Genomic DNA, 21,380 nt, shown 5'->3' on the forward strand with positions numbered 1-21,380 from the left:
CGGTCAGCGCAGGCTCGACCCGCGCACGATGCAGCGGCCGCTGAGCACCACCTTGCGGGTCGGCTGCGTCGGCGCGTTCATCCGCTCCAGCAGCAACGACATCGCGGTGCGGCCCATCTCTTCCACCGGCTGTTCGATCACGGTGATGCCGGGTTCGACCAGGTCGGTCCAGCTTTCGTTGTCGAAGCCGGCCAGGGCCAGGTCCTGCGGAATGCGCAGGCCGGCGCCGCGTGCGGCCTTCATCGCGCCCATCAGCAGCAGGCTGTTGCTGGCCACCAGCGCATCCGGCCGCGACGCCTGCGCCAGCCAGTCCTGGACCTCGGCGATCGCCGCTTCGGCGCTCGGCGCCACCTCGCGGTAGTCGGCCGCCAGGCCGTGTCCGCGCATCGCCTCCAGATAGCCGTCGCGACGCTCGGCGGCGGTGCTGCTGGTCCTGCCGAACAGGCCGCCGATCCGGCGCACGCCCTGGCCGACCAGGTGATCGACCAGGGCCGCCATCGCCGCCGCATTGTCCAGCACCACGCTGTCGTGCGTGCCGCGCTTGCCGGCCCGGTCCAGCAGCACCACCGGATGGTCGAAGGTCAACTTGCCCAGTTGGCTCTGGGTGGTGCGGGTGGGCGCGAAGATAAGCCCGCTGACCCGCTCTTCCTGCATCAGTTGCAGGTACAGCGCCTCGCGCTGCGGATCCTCGTCGGTATTGCACAGGATCACGCGCATGCCGGCGCGGTAGGCCACATCCTCGACCGCGCGGATCGCCGCGGTGAAGAACGGATTGCGGATGTCGGCGACGATCAGGCCGACGACCCCCGAGTGCTGCGAGCGCAGCCGCCGCGCCATCAGGTTGGGGCGGTAGCCGGTTTCGCGCACCGCCGCTTCCACCCGCGCGCGCACCTCCTCGCTGACCGGGCCGTGGCCCAGTGCGCGCGACACAGTGGAGGTCGAAACGCCGGCCACCCGCGCCACGTCGTGGATGCTGACGCTCACTGGCAACGTTCCCGCTTGTTTTCCATATCGACCCCCTGTCTTTGTGGCGCCTCCGGATAGTAGCACCCGGCTTTTCCGAAAGAATTGTGCACTGCACATTGACGATCGACTGGGAACGTTCCCACACTGCGCCCACTCGTCGCCCACCCTCAAGGACTCCGCGTGTCCCAGACGCCCTCCTCCTCCCTGGTTTCCAGCGACCTGGTCCGGGTCGATGCCCAGGCCCACGACAAGGCCGACGCGATCGCCCAGGCGGCACAGTTGCTGGTCGCCGCCGGCTGCGTGCCGCCGGCCTACGAGGCCAGCATGCTGCGCCGCGAAGCACTGGCCAACACCTTCCTCGGCCATGGCGTGGCGATCCCGCACTGCACCGGCGAGGACCGCCACCTGGTGCGCCGTGACGGCATCGCCGTCCTGCAACTGCGCGACGGCGTGGAGTGGAACCCGGGCCAGACCACGCGCCTGGTGGTCGCCATCGCCGCCCAGTCCGACACCCACATCGCCGTGCTGCGGCGGCTGACCCGCCTGATCCAGGACCCGCCCCGGCTGGAGGCGCTGTTCGCCAGCGACGACCCGCAGGCGATCGTCGCCGCGCTGAGCGAGGATGCGGCCCCGGCCGCGCCCGCCACCCCGGCCAGCGACCTGGCCGAACGCTTTGACTGGACCGTGCGCTACCCCACCGGGCTGCACGCGCGCCCGGCCACGCGCTGGGTGGAAACCGCACGCGGCTTCGCCGCCCGCATCCAGGTGCGCGCCGGCGACCAGGTCGGCGATGCCAAGAACCTGGTGTCGCTGCTGCAGTTGGGCCTGCATGCCGGCGACACGGTGACCATTTCCGCCGAGGGCCAGGACGCCGCCGCGGCGCTGGCGCGGCTGCGCAACGTGATCGACGCGCTGACCGCGCAGGAGCAGGCCGATGCCGAGGCCGCCGCGCAACGCCGCGCCGCGCCGGTCGCCGGCTGGACCCCGCCGCAGGCGCAGCCGGCCATCGTCGGCATCGGCGCCAGCCCCGGCCTGGCGATCGGCGTGGTGCACAAGCTGGCCGGTCACGACGTCACCGTCGCAGACACCCCGGTGCCGCTGAGCGACGGCGGCGCCCTGCTGCACGACGCCCTGCAGCGCACCCGCGCGCAACTGCAGGCCATCGAGGACGATACCCGGCGCCGCCTCGGCGCCGGCGACGCGGCGATCTTCCGCGCCCAGGCCGAACTGCTCAACGACACCGACCTGATCACCCTGGCCTGCCAGTTGATGGTCGAGGGCCACGGCGTCGCCTGGTCCTGGCAGCAGTCGGTCGAGCGCCTGGCCAACAAGCTCTCGGCGCTGGGCAATGCGGTGCTGGCCGGACGCGCCAGCGACCTGCGCGACGTCGGCCGCCGGGTGCTGGCGCAACTGGATCCGAGCCTGGCCGGCGGCAGCCTGGCGCAGTTGCCGGCCGCCCCGTGCATCCTGCTCGCCCACGACCTGTCGCCGTCGGACACCGCCAACCTCGACACCACGCGCGTGCTCGGCCTGGCCACCGCCGTGGGCGGGCCGACCTCGCACACCGCGATCCTCTCGCGCACCCTCGGCCTGCCGGCGCTGGTCGCCGGCGGCGCCGACCTGCTGGACCTGGAGGACGGCGCCACCGTCATCGTCGACGGGACCAGTGGCCGCCTGTACCTGGCGCCGTCGGAGGCCGACCTGGCCTCGGCCCGCGCCTACATCGACGAACAGCAGCATCTGCGCGCGCGCGAGGCCGAGCAGCGCAACCAGCCGGCGCAGACCGAGGACGGCCATCGCCTGGAGATCGGCGCCAACGTCAACCTGCCCGAGCAGGTGGCCGCGGCGCTGGTGCAGGGCGCCGAGAGCGTGGGCCTGATGCGCACCGAATTCCTGTTCCTGGAGCGCGGCAGCGCCCCCAGCGAGGACGAGCAGTACGCCACCTACACCGCGATGGCGCAGGCGCTGGACGGCCGCGCGCTGATCGTGCGCGCGCTGGACATCGGCGGCGACAAGCAGGTCGCGCACCTGAACCTGCCGCGCGAGGACAACCCGTTCCTGGGCGTGCGCGGCGCGCGCCTGCTGCTGCGCCGCGCCGACCTGCTGCAACCGCAGCTGCGCGCGCTGTACCGCGCGGCCAAGGATGGCGCGCGCCTGGCGATCATGTTCCCGATGATCACCTCGGCGGCGGAACTGCTGACGCTGCGCGCCGAATGCGAGCGCCTGCGTGCGGAACTGCAGGCGCCGGAGGTGCCGCTGGGCATCATGATCGAAGTGCCGGCCGCGGCGATCCAGGCCGATGCGCTGGCGAAACATGCGGACTTCTTCTCGATCGGCACCAACGACCTGACCCAGTACACCCTGGCCATCGACCGCCAGAACCCAGACCTGGCCGCCGAGGCCGACAGCCTGCATCCGGCGGTGCTGCGACTGATCCGCACCACCGTCGAGGGCGCGGCGCGCCACGGCCGCTGGGTCGGCGTGTGCGGCGGCCTGGCCGGCGATGCGTTCGGCGCGGCGCTGCTGGCCGGGCTGGGCGTGCACGAGCTGTCGATGACCCCCAACGACATCCCCGCGGTGAAGGCGCGCCTGCGCGGCAGCCGCCTGGACGCGCTGCAGGCACTGGCGCAGCGCGCGCTGGAGTGCGAGAGCGCGGCGGACGTACGCGCGCTCGACGGCGGAGCCGGCGCATGAGCGTCGACGCCGTCACCGTCACCCTGAATCCGGCGATCGACCTGACCGTGGCGATCGACCGGCTGCAACCGGGCCAGGTGCATCGCGCGCGCAGCGCCCACGCCATCGCCGGCGGCAAGGGCATCAACGTCGCCGCCTGCCTGGCCGATGCCGGCCTGCGCTGCGCCGCGCTCGGCGCACTCGGCGAGGACAACGCGCAGACGTTCGAGGCGCTGTTCGCCGAACGCGGCATCGACGACCGTTGCCTGCGCGTGCCCGGCGACACCCGCACCAACCTCAAGCTGGTCGCTGCCGACAGCGGCGCCACCACCGACATCAACCTGCCCGGCCTGGCCCTGGACCAGGCGCAGCTCGACAGCGTCGGTGCGCGCCTGGCCGAGCTGCTGCGCCCCGGCCTGCCGGTGGTGCTCTGCGGCAGCCTGCCGGCCGGCCTGGCCGAGGACACCTGGCGGCATCTGCAGGCGCAGGCCGCCGCGGCCGGTGCGCGGGTGCTGCTGGACACCAGCGGCGCGCCGCTGCACGCCGCCCTGGACGCGCCGCGCGCGCAGTTGCCGTTCGCGATCAAGCCCAACCGCCACGAACTGGAGGAGTGGGCCGGCGCGCCACTGGCCAGCACCGCCGACCTGCTCGGCGCCGCACGTGCCTTGCTGGCGCGCGGCATCGGCCTGGTGGCGGTGTCGCTGGGCAGCGACGGCGCGCTGTTCGTGCGCGGCGAGCAGGCGCTGCTGGCGCAGCCGCCGCAGGTGACCGGCGGCAGCAGCGTCGGCGCCGGCGACGCGATGGTCGCCGGTCTGGTCGCGGCCTTGCGCGCCGACGCCGACCTGGCGACCTGCGCGCGCCAGGCCACCGCCTTCGCCGTGGCCACGCTGGGCAGCGGCGTCGCCCGCCGCCTGCCGCGCGAGCGCCTGGCCGAGCTGGCCGCCGCGGTCCGCGTGGAGACCCTGGCATGACTTCCGTCGCGTCGCTGCTGTGCGCCGCGCCCTCTTGCGCTCATCGGGAGCCCGCATGAATCCGATCCTCGTGGTGATCGCCGCCGGCGATCGCAGTACCGAAGCCGTCCTCGCTGCCGAGGCGCTGCGCCATGCCGCCACGCTGCGGGGCGCCGTCCTGCAGGCCGAGGTGCGCACGCCGCAGGGCGTGATCGCGCCGCTGGACCTGGCCGCCGCACCCGCCGCTGCGCCGCTGCTGCTGGTCGGCGACGGCGACGCCGATGCCACCCGCTTCGCCGGCCGCCGCGTGCAGCGCAGCGCGCTGGACGCGGTGCTGGCCGACGCCGGTGCGGTGCTGGCGCCGCTGCTCGCCGCCGCTGCGTCCGACGCCGCGGCAGACGCACCTGTCGCCAGCGACGGCAGTGGCAAGCGCATCGTCGCCATCACCTCCTGCCCCACCGGCATCGCCCACACCTTCATGGCCGCCGAGGGCCTGCAGCAGGCGGCCAAGGCGCTGGGCCATCAGATCCGGGTGGAAACCCAAGGCTCTGTGGGCGCGCAGGACGCGCTCAGCGCCGAGGAGATCGCCGCCGCCGACCTGGTGCTGATCGCCGCCGACCGCGAGGTCGACCTGGGCCGCTTCGGCGGCAAGCGCCTGTTCAAGAGCGGCACCAAGCCGGCGATCAACGACGGCCCGGGCCTGATCCGCAAGGCCCTGGCCGAGGCCAGCATTCACGCCGCCGGCAATGGCGGCAGCGCCCCGACCAAGGCCCAGGGCGGCCGCTCCGCAGGCCCGTACAAGCACCTGATGACCGGCGTGTCGTTCATGCTGCCCTTCGTCACCGCCGGCGGCCTGCTGATCGCGCTGGCCTTCGCGCTCGGCGGCATCTACGCCTTCGACGACGCGCACAAGGGCACCCTGGCCTGGTCGTTGTTCCAGATCGGCGCCAAGGCCGGCTTCACCCTGATGGTGCCCGCCCTGGCCGGCTACATCGCCTACTCCATCGCCGACCGCCCCGGCATCGCCCCCGGCATGATCGGCGGCATGGTCGCGGCCAACCTCGGCGCCGGCTTCATCGGCGGCATCCTCGCCGGCTTCATCGCCGGCTACGGCGTGGCCGCGCTGAACCGGGCGATCAAGCTGCCGCGCACCCTCGAGGGCCTGAAGCCGGTGCTGATCCTGCCGGTGCTGGGCACCCTGCTGGTCGGCCTGGCCATGCTCTACGTGGTCGGCCAGCCGGTGGCCGAGCTGCTGGCCTGGCTCACCGAATGGCTGCGCGGCATGCAGGGCAGCAGTGCGGTGCTGCTGGGCCTGCTGCTGGGCGCGATGATGGCCTTCGACATGGGCGGGCCGGTCAACAAGGCCGCCTACGCCTTTTCCACCGGCCTGATCGCCAGTCAGGTGTACACGCCGATGGCCGCGGCGATGGTCGCCGGCATGACCCCGCCGCTGGGCATCGCCCTGGCCACCTGGGTGTTCCGCAGCCGCTTCACCCAGGACGAGCGCGGCAGCAGCGCCGCCACCGGCGTGCTCGGCCTGGCGTTCGTCACCGAAGGCGCGATCCCGTACGCCGCGCGCGACCCGCTGCGCACCATTCCCGCGCTGATGCTCGGCTCGGCCCTGGCCGGCGCCATCTCGATGGCCGCCGGCGCCGAACTGAAGGTGCCGCACGGCGGTGTGTTCGTGCTGCCGATCCCCAACGCGGTCACTCACCTGGGCATGTACCTGGTGGCGCTGCTCGCCGGCACCGTGGTCACCGCGGTGGCGCTGCGGGTGTTGAAGAAGCCGGTTCTCGCCTGATCCCGTCCATGCGCCGGCGCGTCGCCACGCGATGCCCCTCCCCCGTCGCCGCTGGCGGCGCGCCGGCCTTTCCCTGCTGAGGAGTTCCGCCATGTCCCGTCCCCTCGTCTCGTCCCTGCCCCTGGCCACCCTGGCACTGGCGCTCGCCGCACCGCTGGCCCACGCCCAGGACGCCAGCGACGCATTCAAGCTCAAGCTCGCCTACACCGGCGAAGGCGCCGTGTCGCTGGACGGCGGCAAGCATGAGGGCAGCGCCTACGCCGGACAGTTGATGTTCGGCACCGACGTGGACCTGCAACGGCTGATGGGCTGGAACGGCGCCACGCTGAAGGTCTACGGCATCAATCGCCACGGCACCAACCTGGCCAACGGCAACATCGGCAACAGCACCTCGGTGCAGGAAATCTACGGCGGCCAGGGCACGCGCCTGGCCAACTTCACCATCGACCAGAAGCTGTTCGACGATCGCCTGGAACTGGAGGCCGGCCGCAGCGTGGCCAACATCCACTTCCTGGGTTCGGAGCTGTGCGGCTACTTCCAGGGCAACTCGGCCTGCGGCAACCCGACCTTCGTGTTCCGCACCAGCAACTTCACCTACTGGCCGGTGTCCAGTTGGGCCGCGCACGCCAAGGCCTGGGTGACCCCGAACGTCTATGTCCACGTCGGCGCCTACGAGGTCAACCCGATCCAGGCCGAACGCGGCCAGCACGGCCTGAACTGGAGCACCAACGACAGCACCGGGGTGATCGTGCCGTACGCGATCGGCTACAGCACCCAGGCCAGCGGCGCGCGCCTTCCGGCGATGTACGAGCTCGGCGGCTGGCAGGACAATTCCGACTACCGCGATCCGCTCAACGACCGCAACGGCAACCCGGCGCGGCTGAGCGGGCTGGACTACGCCACCCGCAGCGGCCGCTCCGGCGCGTTCTTCCGCTTCGAACAGCAGGTCACCCGCCCCGACCCGGACAGCAACCGCGGCCTGGTGCTGTTCGGCTCGGTGCTCAAGGGCACCTCCGGGCAGTTGATCGAAGACCATTTCCTGGAACTGGGCCTGGTCCAGCGCGGCACCTTCGCCAGCCGCCCGCAGGACAACATCGCCTTCGTCGTCACCCAGCAGCACTACAGCGACGACGCCCTGGAAGACCTGCGCCTGGCCCGCGCCGCGGCCGGCGGCAGCGGCACCCCGCACCGTTCCCAGACCATGATGGAACTGAGCTACGGCATCCAGGTCACCCCGCAACTGCGCATCGCCCCGAACCTGCACTACATCGTGCACCCGGACCAGTTCAACGAGCCGGCGCGTACCCGCGACCTGCCCAATGCCCTGGTTGCCGGTTTGCGGCTGGACTGGGCGCTCTGAGGGGCCGGGATTCGGGATTCGGGATCGCAAAGGCGGCCGATTGCAACCTGAAGGGTTGCGGGCGGGCGTGGCGCGCGGTGTGGCGCTGACGGCAACGGCAGCAGATCGCCCCAGCCAGCGCATGATGCCGGCATGATTCACGCTCGATAGCGGCACGTTGAACGCACGAGGCCCCGGCATGCCGGGGCCTCGTGCGTTTTCTTCCCTTCGATTCCGATCGCAGTGGCGCTGCGCCGATCCGTCGGCACCTGCGGGAGCGAAACGTGGCCGGCGAATCGAGATCCGTTCGATTCCGTGCGAGCCGTCTCCCTGGCGCGGGAGCGGTGACGTTGCCGACGCATGCATGATGCCGCCGCCCGAGAGGCGTGAGGATCGGCGGATGCCGTGGCCGGCTATAGGATTTTTCCTACCCGGCGGCGTCAGGACCGGCGAGCGCGCGAAAGATGTCATGGATGACAATCGTCATCACCGCATCGCAGAATCTGGATACAGACTCCACCGAACCTACATCGACGTATGTGAACGTAGCGACTTCGCCGCCGCCGATTACGACGGTTTTCCCACATCCCCGTTGCAAGCATTTCGCGTCATGCGCATCCTGGTCGCCGAAGACGATACGTCCATTGCCGTTGCATTACGCGACTCGCTCGCCGAGTGCGGCCACGTGGTAGACCATGTCGGCGACGGCGCCGCCGCCGAACGCGCACTCGGTAGCGAAAGCTATCAATTACTGGTGCTGGACCTGGGCCTGCCGCGCCGCGATGGGCTGCAGGTGCTGCAACGCCTGCGCGCCCGCCGCGACGAGATCCCGGTGCTGGTGGTGACCGCCCGCGACGCGGTGGAAGACCGTATCCGCGCGCTCGACGAGGGCGCCGACGACTACCTGATCAAACCCTTCGAACTGTCCGAGTTCCTCGCCCGTACCCGCGCGCTCCTGCGCCGCAGCAGCAGCGGCGGCGTGCCGGAACTGGTGCTGGGGCAACTGCGCATCAACCTGGCCGGGCGCCGGGTGTGGCTGCAGGACCAGCCGCTGGACCTGACCGCGCGCGAGTTCGCGCTGCTGGAAACCCTGTTGCTGCGCAGCGGGCGCGTGGTCAGCCGCAGCCAGCTGACCGAGGCGCTGTGCGATTGGCAGCACGAAATCACCGACAACGGCCTGGACATCTCCATGCACCGCCTGCGGCGCAAGCTGCATGGCGCCGGCGTCGGCATCCGCACCATCCGCGGCCTGGGCTATCTGCTGGAGGAGTCGCACGCCGCCTCACCGGCCGCCGACCACGCACAGACCTCGCAGTGAGCGCGACCACCGCCGCGCCTGCGCCGGCCTACCGCCATCCCAGCCTGCGCCAGCGATTGCTGGCGTTCCTGCTGATCCCGACCGTACTGCTGATGCTGGTGGTGTCGACGCTGTTCTACCTGCTGATGCTCAAGTACACCAATCACGTCCACGACATGGACCTGAAGGAGGACACGCAGGGCCTGGCGAACGCCGTCAACGACCCCGGCGAGCGCATGCCGCTGACCCTGCAGGCGCGGCAACTGCTGGAGTACAGCAGCGACGGCCGGGTGTTCTTCAAGCTCGACAGCCGCCGCCACGGGGTGATCAGCGGCAGTACCCAGCCGATTCCCAAGCACCCGGATCCGGCCGAGATCGGCCGGGTGATGCTGTACGACGACCGCATGGACAATGGCGTGCCGGTGCGCGTGGCCAGTCTGCTGCTGCCCTCGGCGCTGGAGCCGGGCGACTGGCTCACCGTGTCGGTGGCCGAGACCCTGGACGACCGCCACCGCCGCGCCCGCGAGATCCTGGTGCTGATGCTGCCGACCGAACTGCTGCTCACCTGCTCCCTGCTGGTGCTGGTCTGGCACGGCGTGCGCGTCGGCCTGCGCATGCTGGAGCCGGCGGTGCGCCGGCTCGACGACAGCCAGCGCGACCTCAGCCCGGTGTCCGGTCCGGACATCCCGGTGGAGATCCTGCCGCTGACCCAGGCCATCGACGGCCTGCTCGGCCGGCTCAAGCACATGATGGCGCTGCAGGAACGCTTTCTGGCCGACGCCGCCCACCAATTGCGCACGCCGCTGGCCGGGCTGAGCATGCACGTGCAGCGCGCCCAGGCCGGCCAGCGCCCGGAAGACACCGCGCAGGCGCTGCAGCACATCCGCCAGTTGACCGACCGCGCCACCCGCACCTCCACCCAGTTGCTGGCGCTGACCCGCACCCAGGCGCCGCGCGAAAGCATCCGCGAGCTGCTGCCGCTGGACCTGGCGCAATGGCTGCCGCAGGCCCTGTCCGACCGCATCCCCGACGCGCTGCACGCCGGCGTGGACCTGGGCTACGACGCCGGCGACGACGACGCGCCCGCCTGGGTGGCCGCCGACACCTATGCGCTGCGCGAACTGCTCGACAACCTTCTGGACAATGCGTTCCGGCATGCCGCCGGCCGCATGGTCACGGTCAGCCTGCGCCGCGATCCGCTGTACGTGCGGCTGGCCGTGGACGATGCCGGCAGCGGCATCGACGAGGCCCTGCTGCCGCGCCTGGGCGAGCGTTTCTTCCGCGCGCCGGACGCGCCCGAAGGCGGCACCGGCCTGGGCCTGGCCATCGTCGCCAACATCGCCGCCCGCCACCACGCGACGCTGCGCTACCGGCGCTCGGCGCTGGGCGGCCTGCGCGCGGAACTGGACCTGCCGGCCGGCGCGGAGCCGCGCGCATGAGCCGCAACCGTTTTCGCCGCGCCGGCGCACTGGCGCTGGCCAGCGCGCTGGCGCTGGGCGGTTGCGCCAGCAAGCCCATCCCCGATCTGCGCCAGCCATCGCTGCCCGCACACTGGAGCAGCGCGACGCCGCAGGCGGCCGCGCCGCGTCCGCCGGGCAGCGCCTGGTGGCAGGATTTCCACGATCCGCAGCTCGATGCGCTGGTCGCGCAGGCGCTGCAGGACGATCTCGAGGTCGGCCAGGCGCTGGCACGGCTGCGCGCGGCGCGGCGGCTGGACGCGGTCGCCGACGCGACCCTGCGGCCGCAGTTGCGTGCGCGCACCGAGGATCCGATCGACCCCGACGCCAGCGCCTCGTTCCTGGTCGTGGGCGTCGATTCGGAGTGGGAGCTGCCGCTGTTCGGTCGCGGCGAAGCCACCAACCGCGTGGCCCGCGGCGACCTGCAGAGCGCCCAGGCCAACCTGGCGCAGGTGCGCGCGGCGACGATCTCCGACGTGACCCACAACTGGATCGACCTGCGCCACGCGCAGCAGGCCGAACGCCTGCTGCAGGACATCGCCAGCGCGCGCCAGCGCCAGGCCAGCCTGCAGCAGACCCTGGTCGACCTGCATCTGGCCGCGCCGGCCACCGCCGCGCAGGCGCAGGCCGCGGCGCTGCAGGCGCAGAGCGCGGTGAACGAACCGCGCGATGCCGCGGCGGCGGCCGCGCGGCGCCTGGCCGTGCTGCTGGGCCGCGACGCGCCCGACCCGGCATGGAGCACGGCCGCGGCCAGCAGCGCGCCGGGCCAACTGCAGATCGCCGCGGTCGACAGCGTGCCGGCCAACCTGCTGCGGCGACGCCCGGACATCGCCGCGCACGAGGCCGAGGTGATCAGCGCCGCCGGCGCCCTGGGCATCGCCCGCGCCGACCGCTACGGCAGCATCGGCCTGGGCGGCGCGATCCGCTGGTCGACCAGCCTGCTGAGCCACCGCCGCACCGCCACCCACGGTATCGCCTCGTTCGGCCCGGTGATCGACATCCCGCTGTTCGACTGGGGCATCCGCCAGGCCCGGGCCAAGGCGCGCGGCGATCTGCTGGAAGCGGCCACCCTGGCCTACCGGCAGACCGTGCTGTCGGCGGTCAACGAGGTCGAGGACGCCCTGACCGCGCTGGAACAGCAGCGGCGCAACGTCGAGACCCAGCAGCAGGTGCTGCAGGCGCAGCAGCAGGTCGCCGAGGCGGCGCAGCAGCGCCGGCGGCTCGGCCTGGGCAGCGATCTGGACGTGGCCACGCAGCAGGCCGCACGCGACCAGGCAGACCTGGAACTGCTCGAAGCGCAGCGCCAGCGCGATCTGGCCTACGTCGCCCTGCACACCGCGCTGGGCAGCGCCACCGCGCCGATTCCCGGCACCGGCACCGGTAACGGCAACGCGCGCGAAGGCGCGCAGCCCTGATGGTCGCGCTGGCCCGCCAGACCCTGCGCTACGAGTGGCGCCGCTTCCTGCCGGTAGTGGTGTCGGTGGGCTTCGCCAGCCTGTTGCTGCTGCTGCAGACCGCGCTGGTGCTGGGCATCTTCGGCAGCGCCAGCGTCTACGTCTCCGGCTCCGACGCCGACCTGTGGCTGGGCTATCCCGGCACGCAGAGCGTGGACCAGGGCCGCGCCATCGACCCGGACGCGGCCGCGCCGCTGTACCTGGACCCGCGGGTGGCGCAGATCGAGCCGTTCATCTGGTTCGACGGCGACTGGCGCGGCCCCGGCGACACCGGCGCGGTGTCGGTCTACATCTCCGGCATCGACACCCGCGACGGCGGGCTGATGTTCTCGCGCCTGCTCAGCCCGGCGCTGCGTGCGGCGCTGCGCGAGCCGGACACCGTGGTGGTGGACCGCGCGGAACTGGACAAGCTCGGCGTCGGCGTGGGCAGCAGCGCGCGCATCAACGGCCACCGCGTGCGGGTGATCGGGGTCGGCCGTGGCCTACGCGCGCTGGGCGGGGTCAACGTGCTGGCCTCGCTGGACACCGCGCGCGCGCTCAACACCGACGCCGCGCATCCGGACTGGCCGACCTACATGGTGGCCAGGCTGCGCCCCGGCGCCGACCCGCAGGCGGTGGCGCAGGCGATCGACGGCACGGTCGCGCGGCCGCGCGTGGAAGCCTGGAGCGCCGACGATTTCGCCCGGCGCAGCATCCTGTTCTGGATGTTCGACACCGGCGCCGGCTCGGGCGTGCTGTTCCTGGGCGGCATCGTGCTGCTGGTCGGCGTGGCCATCACCAGCCAGACATTGCTCGGCACGGTGCTCGGCGCGGCACGCGAGTACGCCACGCTCAACGCGCTGGGCGTGAGCATGCGCAACCTGCGCTGGGTGGTGCTGGAACAGGCCGCCTGGGTCGGCGCGCTGGGCCTGATCGGCGCCAGCGCGCTGGGCGCGGCGCTGGTCGCGCTGGCCCGCGCGCACGACGTGCCGGTGGCGTTCAACGCCAGCGGCTGGGGCCTGTGCGTGTGCGCGGTGATGCTGCTGACTGTGGTCTCGGCCCTGGCTGCGCTGCGCGGGCTGCGCCGCGCCGATCCGGCGTTGCTGCTGCGATGAGCCGGATCGTCGCCACCGCCGCGCTGCACCCGGCCGCCGCCACCCTGCGCGGCAGCGGGCTGTGCAAGAGCTTCGTCTCCGGCAGCCTGCGCACGCCGGTGCTGCGCGACGTGGAACTGCAGGTGTGGCCGGGCGAACTGACCCTGATCTCCGGCCCGTCCGGCTGCGGCAAGAGCACCCTGCTGTCGATCCTCAGCGGCCTGCAGCGCGCCGACGCCGGCCAGGTGCTGGCGCTGGGCGAGGAGCTGGGCGCGCTCGGCGCCACCGCACTGGAGCAGTTCCGGCTGCGCCACACCGGCTTCATCTTCCAGGGCTTCAACCTGTTCCCGGCGCTGTGCGCGCTGGACCAAGTGCGGCTGCCGCTGCAGTACATGGGCCTGGCGCCGGCCGAGGTGCGCAGCCGTGCCGAAGAGGCGCTGGCCGAGGTCGGCATCGCCCACCGCCAGCACCTGCGCCCGGCCGAGCTGTCCGGCGGCGAGAAGCAGCGCGTGGCGATCGCCCGCGCGCTGGCCAAGCACCCGGCGCTGCTGTTCGCCGACGAACCCACCAGCGCGCTGGACGCCGGCAACGGCCAGATCGTGATCGACCTGCTGCACCGCATCGCGCGCCGCCACAACACCATGGTGCTGTGCGTGAGCCACGACCCGCGCCTGATCCGCCACGCCGACCGCGTGCTGTCGATGGAAGACGGCCGCATCCTCGACGACCGCCGCGTGAACGCGCCGCCCTCGCCCCTGCCCTCACGGAATCCCGCACCATGAAAGCGTTCGCCGCCGCGCCCCTGCTGAGCCTGCTGCTGGCCGCATGCGCGCCATCGGACCGCACGCCGGCGCCGGCGGCCGCCGCCGCCCCCCCGGCCTACCTGGCGGTGGCGCGCGGCCGCATCGATGTGGAGGGCGGCGTGCTCAAGCTCGGCCTGCCGGTCGCCGCGACCCTGCACGAGGTACCGGTGCACGAGGGCGACGCGGTGCAGAAAGGCGCCGTGCTGGTCGCCGGCGACGACCGCGCCGCCGCGGTCGACCTGGACATCGCCCGCACCCGCGCCCAGGCCGCGGCCACCCACCTGAAACAACTGCAGCAGCGCCTGCAGAGCGCCCAGCAGAAGCAACGGCGGCTGGCCGAGGCCGCGCGCCTGGGCGCCAGCGACGGACAGAGCGCCGACGACGCCAGCGACGCGGTGCAGAGCCTGGTCGACGCGCTGGACACCGCGCGCAGCGACGCGGCGCTGGCCGACGCGCAGGTGCGCGCGGCCGAACTGCAGCGTGCGCAGTACCGGCTGCAGGCGCCGGTGGCCGGGCGCGTGCTGCAGCTGTCGGCGGCGGTCGGCGCGCGCACCGAGGCCAACGCGCCGCTGCTGACCCTGCTGCCGGACGCGCCGCGCCTGGTCCGCGCCGAATTGAACGAAAGCTATGCCGGCAGCGTCACCCCGGGCATGTCCGCCGAAGTGATCAGCGACGACGGCCGCCAGACCGTGCTCGGCGAGGCGGTGGTGCGCTGGCTGGCGCCGGCCTACGGCCCCACCCAACTGCACGACGACGCCACGCCCGCCGGCAACGACCGCAGCGTGGCCTGCGTGCTGGCCTTCACCCAGCCCTCGACCCTGCGCCTGGGCCAGCGCGTGCTGGTCCGCTTCCGCAACCCGGCCACGACCAAGCGCTGACCGTGCGCGCCTTCGCCGCGGCGAAAGGCTGCTGAAACGCGCAGCGGCGACCCTGCACGGATTGCCGAGACTGCGCAGCCGCGCCCATTCACATGATCCAATCTGCCGAGTTCCACTTCGAAGGCGGCCGCAACGCCGTGCTGCTGATCCACGGCCTCACCGGCACGCCCAGCGAGATGCGCCTGCTCGGCAAGAGCCTGAACCGCGAAGGCTTCAGCGTCTACGGCGTGCAGCTGGCCGGCCATTGCGGCGACGAGGACGACCTGCTCGCCACCAACTGGCGCGACTGGTACGCCAGCGTCGAGGCCGCCGCCGCGCGCGTGCGCCCGCAGGTCGACCGCCTGTTCGTGGCCGGGCTGTCGATGGGCGCGGTGCTGGCGCTGCGCCTGGCGCAGCAGCGTCCGGAGTGGGTGGACGGGGTCGGCGTGCTCGGCGCCACCTTCCGCTACGACGGCTGGAACATCCCCAAGCGTGCGCGCCTGGCGTTCCTGCTGCCCTGGTTCAAGCGGCTGGGCATCGGCAAGCGCCGCATGTTCCTGGAAGAGCCGCCGTATGGCCTGCGCGACGAGCGCATCCGCGCCCAGGTCAGCAGCGCCATGCTCGGCGGCGACAGCAGCGCCGCCGGCCTGCCCGGCAATCCCTGGCACGCGCTGGCCGAGATGTACCTGCTCGCGCGCGACGTGCGCCGCAACCTGCCCAAGGTCGTCGCGCCGTGCCTGGTCGCGCACGCGGCCGAGGACGACATCGCCGACCTGCGCAACGCGCGGCTGGTGATCGCCAACGTCTCCGGGCCGACGGAACTGCTGCTGCTGCACGACAGCTACCACATGATCACCCTGGACCGCGAACGCCGCGTGCTCGGCGCGCGCCTGGCGCAGTTCTTCGCCGCTCTGTCCGCGCCGCAGCGGGCCGCCGCCTGATGGCGATGACCGGCTCGGTGGTGGCGATCTGGCTGGCGACGGTGGCGTTGGACACCGCCGGCCAGTTGGCTTTCAAGTACGTGGCCAGTCACCCGCAGGGCAGCGGCATGGCGCGCTGGCAGCACATGGCCCGGCAGCCGCAGCTGTGGTTCGGCGTGGCCTGCTACGTGTTCGAGTTCCTCGCCTGGACCGCGTTCCTGTCGCTGGTGCCGCTGGGCCGCGGCGTGCTGCTGGGTTCGATCAACATCGTGGCGATCATGCTGGCCGGGCGCTGGCTGTTCGGCGAACGCCTCGGGCGCATGCAGGTGGCCGGCATCTGCCTGGTCAGCGCCGGCGTGGCCGTGGTGGGGCTGGGCTCATGAGCCGGCCGCCGCTGCATCGCTACGCGGTGGGCTTCGCCCTGCTGCTGAGCTTCGACACCCTGGCCCAGATCGGCTTCAAGCTGGCCGGCACCCACGCGTTCCCGCCACAGGCCGAATTGGCCTGGGTGCTGCGCCTGCTCGGCAGCCCCTGGCTGTACGCCGCATTGCTGGGCTACGTCGGCGCGTTCTTCACCTGGATGAAGTTGCTCGAGCACGCGCCGATCGGCCCGGCCTTCGCCGCCTCGCACCTGGAGGTGGTCAGCGTGATGCTGCTGTCGGCCTGGTGGTTCAACGAACACATCGGCCTGCTGCAGGCGCTGGGCGCGGCGCTGATCGTCGGCGGCATCGTCTGCCTGGCGATCGGCGAACGCGCGGATCCCGCCGATGCGCATTGAGGTGCCGCCGACCGCCGGCCTGCCGCTGCAGTGGCGCGACCTGTGGCCCGGCCGCCCGCGCACGCGCCTGGCCAGCGCGCTCGGCCTGCCGCAGGCGCTGCTGACCTGCTCCGGCACCGCCGCGCTGATCGTGGCCCTGCGCACCCTAACCTTGGCCAGCCGGCGCCGGCAGGTCGTCGTGTCGGCCTATACCTGCCCGTTGGTGGCGCTGGCGGTGGCGCACTGCGGCCTGCAAATGGTGCTGTGCGATCTGCTGCCCGGCTCGCTGGAGCTGGACCCGGTGCAACTGGCGCAACGCTGCGGCAGCGACACCCTGGCGATCATCGCCACCCACCTCGGCGGGCGCCTGACCGACCTGGCGCCGCTGCGCCGCGCCGCCGAAGGCTGCGGCGCCTTGCTGATCGAGGACGCGGCGCAGGCGCTGGGCGGCGTGCATGCCGACGGCCGCCCCGCAGGCCTGGGCGGCGACATCGGTTTCTGCAGCCTGGCCGCCGGCAAGGGGCTCACGCTGTACGAAGGCGGCCTGCTGATGTCGCGGCATGCGCCACTGCAGCGCAGCCTGGCCGACACCGCCGCGCGCCTGGGCCAGCGCGACTGGCGCTGGGAACTGCGCCGCAGCCTGGAACTGCTCGGTTACGCGGCGCTGTACCGGCCGCAACCGCTGCGCTGGGCGTATGGCGCACCGGTCCGGCGCGCGCTGCGCCGCGGCGATCGCGTGGGTGCCGCGGGCGACCGCTTCGGCACCGCGATCGCCCAGCATGCCGTCGGCGCCTGGCGCGAAGGCGTCGGCGTGCGCGCCAGCGCCCGCTGGCCGGCATTTCTTGCCCAGATCCGCGAACAGGGCCGGCGCCGCAGCGCCCGCCTGGCCAGCATCCCCGGCCTGAGCGTGATCGCCGACACGCCTGGCGCCCAGGGCAGCTGGCCGATCCTGATGGTGCTGCTGCCCGATGCGGCCGCCCGCGAATCGGTGCTGGACGCGCTATGGCCACGCGGACTCGGCGTGGCGGTGCCGTTCGTGCATGCCCTGCCCGACTACGACTACCTGGACGGCATCGTCGAGCGCACGCCGATGCCCAACGCCAGCGACTTCGCCGCACGCTGCCTGAGCATCAGCAACAGTCCCTGGCTGGACGAGGCGCGCTTCGAGACCATCGTGGCCACGCTGCAGGCGGCCTGCGCCGGCGCGGCGGGGCCGGCACCGCTGGATGTCGATCTGGTGCACGCCGCCGCACCGAGCGCTTGATCAAGCGACGGGCGGCTTCGCCAGCGTCGCGGTGAAAATGCGCCTCGCGTAACGACGGGAAGAATCCTGTAGGAGCGGGGGGGGGAGGGGGGGGGGGGGGGGGGCGCGCGCCCCACCCCCGCCCCCCCCCCCCCCCACCCAAACCCCCCCGCTCCTACAGACAGACACGGCCGCGCTAACCGACGCCGGCCGTGTCCAGCGCCGCCAGCAGCCGCAGGTTCAACGCGTGCTGCTGCGCCTGCCACGCCGACAGATCCGCCGGCGACGGCTCGGGCTGCGCATCCAGCGCCGCCAGCTTGCGCTTCCACCATTGCGGGTAATGGGCCAGCGAGACTTCGCCGGTGATGTCGCTGCCGCATACCTGTCCACGCAAGGCCTCGATCGCCTGCAGCAACTGCGGCACGCGCAGTTGGCCCTGGTCCCAATTGGTGCGCACGTCCTGTGGATCCAGCACGTCCTTGTCCAGCGACAGATAGGTCGGCATCGGCGTGCGCCGCAGGTGCTCGACGAAGGCGTCGCTCAACTCGCTCACGCTGGCAAAGCCACGCACCGCCTTGCCCAGGCCCAGCCGCCGCGCCCAGCCCACGTCCACGCCGCTGCACCAGTAGCGCAGCTTGCCGCGGTACAGCGGCAGCAGATGGTTTTCCCAGGCATGGCCGGGGCCGACGTCGCCGGAGGTGATGCCGGCCACTTCCACCTGCGCCACCTGCGGCAGCGCGGCGATGCGGCGCACCCACGAGCCGCAGTGCACGCCGAACGGGAAGCGCATGTTGTCCGGATGGTTGTCGAACACCACCACCCGCAATGGCGCCAGCGCGCGCTGCGCCAGGCGCACGATCAGCGGCAGGCTCAGATGATGGAAATCGCCGCTGCCCAGCAGCACGGTGCCGTACCGCGCCGGCAGCGCCTGCTCCAGCGCCGCACCGAAGCGGCGCAGCCGCGCCATCGAGCAGGCGAAGCGCAGGCCGTCGCACCAGTCGCGCAGCGGCAGGCGCACGGCGCCGGGTACCGCGCCCAGGGAATCGTCGAGATCGAGCAGGACCGGGGTGCGCATCTCAGTCCTCCTCGGCGGCATCGGCGGCCGGCCCGACGTCGTCGGATTCGAACAGCGGCCGCAATCGGCGCAGCACGGCGCGCAGCAGTGGATTGCGCAGGTAGACCGCATGCCAGGTGTAGGTGAAGCTGGCGCCGAGTTGGGCCTTCACTTCCGGATCGGTCCAGCCGGCGACATAGGCGGTCAGGCCGTGGCGGCAGGCATAGTCGAGGTTCTCGATCCAGCTCAGCGCGTACAGGTTGTGGTCGCGCGCGTCCGGATAGTGCAGGCCGATGTACTTGTCCAGCAGCCGGCCTTCGTGCACGTAGCACAGGTTCCAGCCGATGATGCGGCCCTGGTGCCGGTACACGAACACCTGCCCGCCCGACTCGGCGTCGGTCAGCAGCGCATCGAAGAACGGCGCGGTGAGCAGGTCGAAATGGATCTCGCTCTGCGCATACACCTCCTGGTACAGCGCATAGCAGTGCGCGCGCAGCGCCGCATCGGCGAAGGCCGGGCCGGTCGGCAGCACCTCGATCTCCAGATCGGCGCGCGAGCGCAGCTTGCGGCGGATGTTGCGCCGACGCCCGCGCGAGAGCCGCGCCAGGTACTCGTCGGTGGAGGCGAAGTCGATCGGCACCCAAGCCAGCGCCTGCCCGCGCAGCAGCACGTAGCCATTGCGCTCGCAGGCGTCCAGGAACGCCTGCGCCCAGGCGTTGTCGGCGTCGTCGAGCAACGGCGAACGCTGCGGCACGTCCTTGACGATCATCAGCGCGCGGCGCCGGCCCAGTTGCGTGCGCCACTGCCGCGGCAACTGCGCCGGGTCGGCCGCGCGCGGCAGCCAGGCATATTCGCTGACGGTGCTGCCGACGAAACTGGTGCGCGGCCGTAGCAGGCGCTGCCACAGCCGCTGCAGCGGCAGCCGCGCCACCTTCGCGCGCAACGCGGGTTCGGCGGTGGTGAGCAGGTCGAAATCGGCCTCGAAGGCCGGCACCCCGTGCTCCAGGGGCTGGATCAGGAAACCGGCTGGCGGGTGCTGCAGGAACTGCCGCTGTAAGGCCTGTGGCTCGAGTTGGTTGACGAAAGGCATCTGCAAGATTGATCGTCTAGCGTGGAGAATGGATGCTGCGGCCCAGGCCGCAGCGTGCGATCCACCGGCGGCGGGCGCCGCGCGGTGGCCCTTCATTTCGCGGAGCACTGCCATGACCCCGTCCATCGAGTCGCAAATCCACAGCATCGTCGCCAAGCATGGCGAGATCGACCCGGCGCGCCTGACCCCCGATGCCAAGCTGCAGGACCTGGGCGTGGATTCGCTCGAGGCCATCGAAATCCTGTTCGACATCGAAGAACACTTCGACATCACCTTCCCGCAGCGCGACCCGAACCTGGACGACGGTTCGCTCGGCAAGCTGGTGCAGGCGGTCGAGGACGCCCTGGCGGCCAAGGCGGCCAGCGCGGCGCAACCGGCGCACTGACGCGCCATGGGCGCCTCTCCGCACGCGCGGCGCGTCGTCATCACCGGCATGGGCGCGGTCAGCGCGCTCGGCCTGGGCGCCGAAGCCCTTTGGAGCGCGATGCGCGCGGGCCGCAGCGGCATCGCCGCCCTGCCCTCGCCCGATCCGCTCAGCACGTTGAAGATGCGCGTGGCTGCGACCCTGTCCGGGTTCGCACCCGACGCCACGCAGACCGGCGGCATCGCCCCCGGCCAGCTCGACCGCATGACCCAGATGGCGCTGGTCGCCGCCCGCGAGGCGATCGCCCAGTCCGGCCTGCCGCACGGCGATGCCGCGCTCGGCGCGCGCTGCGCGGTGGTGGTCGGCACCGGCGTCGGCGCCGAACTCAGCCGCGACGAACAATCGCGCCGGCTGTACCGCGACCAGGCCGAACGCCTGCATCCGCTGACCATCGTGCGCAGCATGGCCAATGCCCCGGCCAGCCAGATCAGCATCGCCTTCGGCCTGCGTGGCCCGGCCTTCGCCGTCTCCAGCGCCTGCGCCTCGGCCAACCACGCCTTCGCGCAAGCTGCGCTGATGGTCCGCCATGGTCTGGCCGACGTGGCCATCGCCGGCGGCAGCGAAGCCTGCCTGAGCCTGCCGCTGATCCGCGCCTGGGAAGCGATGCGGGTGGTCAGCGACGACACCTGCCGGCCGTTCTGCGCGCAGCGCAGCGGCCTGGTGCTGGGCGAAGGCGCCGGAATGTTCGTGCTGGAAAGCGCCGAGCACGCCGCCGCCCGCGGCGCGCGGCCGCTGGCGGAACTGGCGGGGTTCGGCATGAGTTCCGATGCTGGCGACATCGTCGCGCCCAGCATCGACGGTGCCGCCACGGCGATGCGCCTGGCGCTGCAGGACGCCGGCCTGGCGCCGCAACAGATCGACTACATCAACGCCCACGGCACCGGCACGCAGGCCAACGACCGCTGCGAGACCCAGGCGCTGCGGCAGGTGTTCGGCGCACACGCCGAGGCGTTGGCGGTCAGTTCGACCAAGGCGGTGCATGGCCATGCGCTCGGCGCGGCCGGCGCGCTGGAACTGGTGGCGGCGATCGGCGCGCTGCGCGAGCAGGTGGTCCCGCCCACGGCCAACTTCCTCGATGCCGACCCGGAATGCGATCTGGACTACGTGCCCAACCAGGCGCGCGCCCGCGACGTGCAGGCGGTGCTGAGCAATTCCTTCGCCTTCGGCGGATTGAATGCGGTGATCGCGCTGCGCGCGGCGGGCTGAAACGCCCGCCGCCGCA

At 72.4% G+C, this 21,380-nt stretch carries 19 protein-coding genes; 16 read left to right on the forward strand and 3 right to left on the reverse strand.

Annotation, left to right across the window (positions count from 1 at the left end):
• Positions 1–3 precede the first annotated feature (3 nt).
• Complete coding sequence (locus PG878_RS12310) at positions 4–984, reverse strand: LacI family DNA-binding transcriptional regulator (protein WP_209032653.1); 981 nt, start codon at positions 982–984, stop codon at positions 4–6.
• A gap of 162 nt (positions 985–1,146) precedes the next feature.
• On the opposite strand from PG878_RS12310, the gene ptsP reads away from it, so the two are divergent.
• The 14 genes from ptsP to PG878_RS12380 all read left to right on the forward strand — a co-directional run bounded on the left by ptsP (position 1,147) and on the right by PG878_RS12380 (position 17,611).
• A complete protein-coding gene (gene ptsP, locus PG878_RS12315; protein ID WP_311185958.1) occupies positions 1,147–3,660 on the forward strand; it encodes a phosphoenolpyruvate--protein phosphotransferase in 2,514 nt (837 codons plus the stop codon).
• Entirely contained in the window at positions 3,657–4,610 is a 954-nt protein-coding gene (gene pfkB, locus PG878_RS12320) for a 1-phosphofructokinase (RefSeq protein ID WP_311185959.1), read from the forward strand. The genes ptsP and pfkB overlap by 4 nt, the downstream gene beginning before the upstream one ends.
• Before the next feature lie 55 nt (positions 4,611–4,665).
• Entirely contained in the window at positions 4,666–6,390 is a 1,725-nt protein-coding gene (locus PG878_RS12325) for a PTS fructose transporter subunit IIC (RefSeq protein ID WP_311185960.1), read from the forward strand.
• Between the two features lie 91 nt (positions 6,391–6,481).
• The gene (locus tag PG878_RS12330; RefSeq protein ID WP_209032648.1) at positions 6,482–7,750 is read left to right on the forward strand and encodes a carbohydrate porin; all 1,269 of its coding nucleotides are present in this window, start codon (positions 6,482–6,484) and stop codon (positions 7,748–7,750) included.
• A gap of 589 nt (positions 7,751–8,339) precedes the next feature.
• Positions 8,340–9,047, forward strand: coding sequence for a response regulator (locus tag PG878_RS12335; protein ID WP_019802458.1), 708 nt, complete (start codon positions 8,340–8,342; stop codon positions 9,045–9,047).
• The gene (locus PG878_RS12340) at positions 9,044–10,465 is read left to right on the forward strand and encodes a sensor histidine kinase (protein ID WP_311185961.1); all 1,422 of its coding nucleotides are present in this window, start codon (positions 9,044–9,046) and stop codon (positions 10,463–10,465) included. Before PG878_RS12335 ends, PG878_RS12340 begins: the two co-directional genes overlap by 4 nt.
• Positions 10,462–11,898: an efflux transporter outer membrane subunit gene (locus PG878_RS12345; protein ID WP_311185962.1), complete on the forward strand. Its 1,437-nt coding sequence runs from the start codon at positions 10,462–10,464 to the stop codon at positions 11,896–11,898. The genes PG878_RS12340 and PG878_RS12345 overlap by 4 nt, the downstream gene beginning before the upstream one ends.
• Positions 11,898–13,031, forward strand: a complete 1,134-nt coding sequence (locus tag PG878_RS12350; protein WP_209230123.1) for an ABC transporter permease — start codon at positions 11,898–11,900, stop codon at positions 13,029–13,031. Before PG878_RS12345 ends, PG878_RS12350 begins: the two co-directional genes overlap by 1 nt.
• Positions 13,028–13,792 (forward strand): ABC transporter ATP-binding protein, encoded by a 765-nt coding sequence (locus tag PG878_RS12355; RefSeq protein WP_311185963.1) that lies wholly within the window; start codon positions 13,028–13,030, stop codon positions 13,790–13,792. The genes PG878_RS12350 and PG878_RS12355 overlap by 4 nt, the downstream gene beginning before the upstream one ends.
• Positions 13,789–14,691 carry an HlyD family secretion protein gene (locus PG878_RS12360; protein WP_311185964.1) on the forward strand — a complete coding sequence of 301 codons (903 nt, stop codon included), beginning with the start codon at positions 13,789–13,791 and terminating at the stop codon, positions 14,689–14,691. Before PG878_RS12355 ends, PG878_RS12360 begins: the two co-directional genes overlap by 4 nt.
• A 92-nt stretch (positions 14,692–14,783) precedes the next feature.
• Positions 14,784–15,611 carry an alpha/beta hydrolase gene (locus PG878_RS12365; RefSeq protein ID WP_209230120.1) on the forward strand — a complete coding sequence of 276 codons (828 nt, stop codon included), beginning with the start codon at positions 14,784–14,786 and terminating at the stop codon, positions 15,609–15,611.
• Positions 15,611–15,973 carry an EamA family transporter gene (locus PG878_RS12370; protein WP_209032670.1) on the forward strand — a complete coding sequence of 121 codons (363 nt, stop codon included), beginning with the start codon at positions 15,611–15,613 and terminating at the stop codon, positions 15,971–15,973. The genes PG878_RS12365 and PG878_RS12370 overlap by 1 nt, the downstream gene beginning before the upstream one ends.
• Positions 15,970–16,368: a DMT family transporter gene (locus tag PG878_RS12375; RefSeq protein WP_152181106.1), complete on the forward strand. Its 399-nt coding sequence runs from the start codon at positions 15,970–15,972 to the stop codon at positions 16,366–16,368. Before PG878_RS12370 ends, PG878_RS12375 begins: the two co-directional genes overlap by 4 nt.
• Positions 16,358–17,611 (forward strand): DegT/DnrJ/EryC1/StrS family aminotransferase, encoded by a 1,254-nt coding sequence (locus PG878_RS12380; RefSeq protein WP_311185965.1) that lies wholly within the window; start codon positions 16,358–16,360, stop codon positions 17,609–17,611. Before PG878_RS12375 ends, PG878_RS12380 begins: the two co-directional genes overlap by 11 nt.
• Positions 17,612–17,786: 175 nt before the next feature.
• Here PG878_RS12380 and PG878_RS12385 read toward each other — a convergent pair whose 3' ends face one another.
• Positions 17,787–18,665, reverse strand: a complete 879-nt coding sequence (locus tag PG878_RS12385; protein ID WP_209032526.1) for an arginase family protein — start codon at positions 18,663–18,665, stop codon at positions 17,787–17,789.
• Position 18,666: 1 nt separating this feature from the next.
• The gene (locus PG878_RS12390) at positions 18,667–19,734 is read right to left on the reverse strand and encodes a GNAT family N-acetyltransferase (protein WP_209032527.1); all 1,068 of its coding nucleotides are present in this window, start codon (positions 19,732–19,734) and stop codon (positions 18,667–18,669) included.
• Between the two features lie 112 nt (positions 19,735–19,846).
• Between PG878_RS12390 and PG878_RS12395 the strand changes: the two genes are divergently transcribed.
• Together PG878_RS12395 and PG878_RS12400 are read left to right on the forward strand one after the other, a co-directional pair.
• Positions 19,847–20,119 (forward strand): acyl carrier protein, encoded by a 273-nt coding sequence (locus PG878_RS12395; protein WP_160947413.1) that lies wholly within the window; start codon positions 19,847–19,849, stop codon positions 20,117–20,119.
• A gap of 6 nt (positions 20,120–20,125) precedes the next feature.
• Positions 20,126–21,364: a beta-ketoacyl-[acyl-carrier-protein] synthase family protein gene (locus PG878_RS12400; protein WP_209032528.1), complete on the forward strand. Its 1,239-nt coding sequence runs from the start codon at positions 20,126–20,128 to the stop codon at positions 21,362–21,364.
• Positions 21,365–21,380: the final 16 nt, after the last annotated feature.

It is taken from the genome of Xanthomonas hawaiiensis (genome assembly GCF_031834635.1).
GTDB lineage: Bacteria > Pseudomonadota > Gammaproteobacteria > Xanthomonadales > Xanthomonadaceae > Xanthomonas_A > Xanthomonas_A sacchari.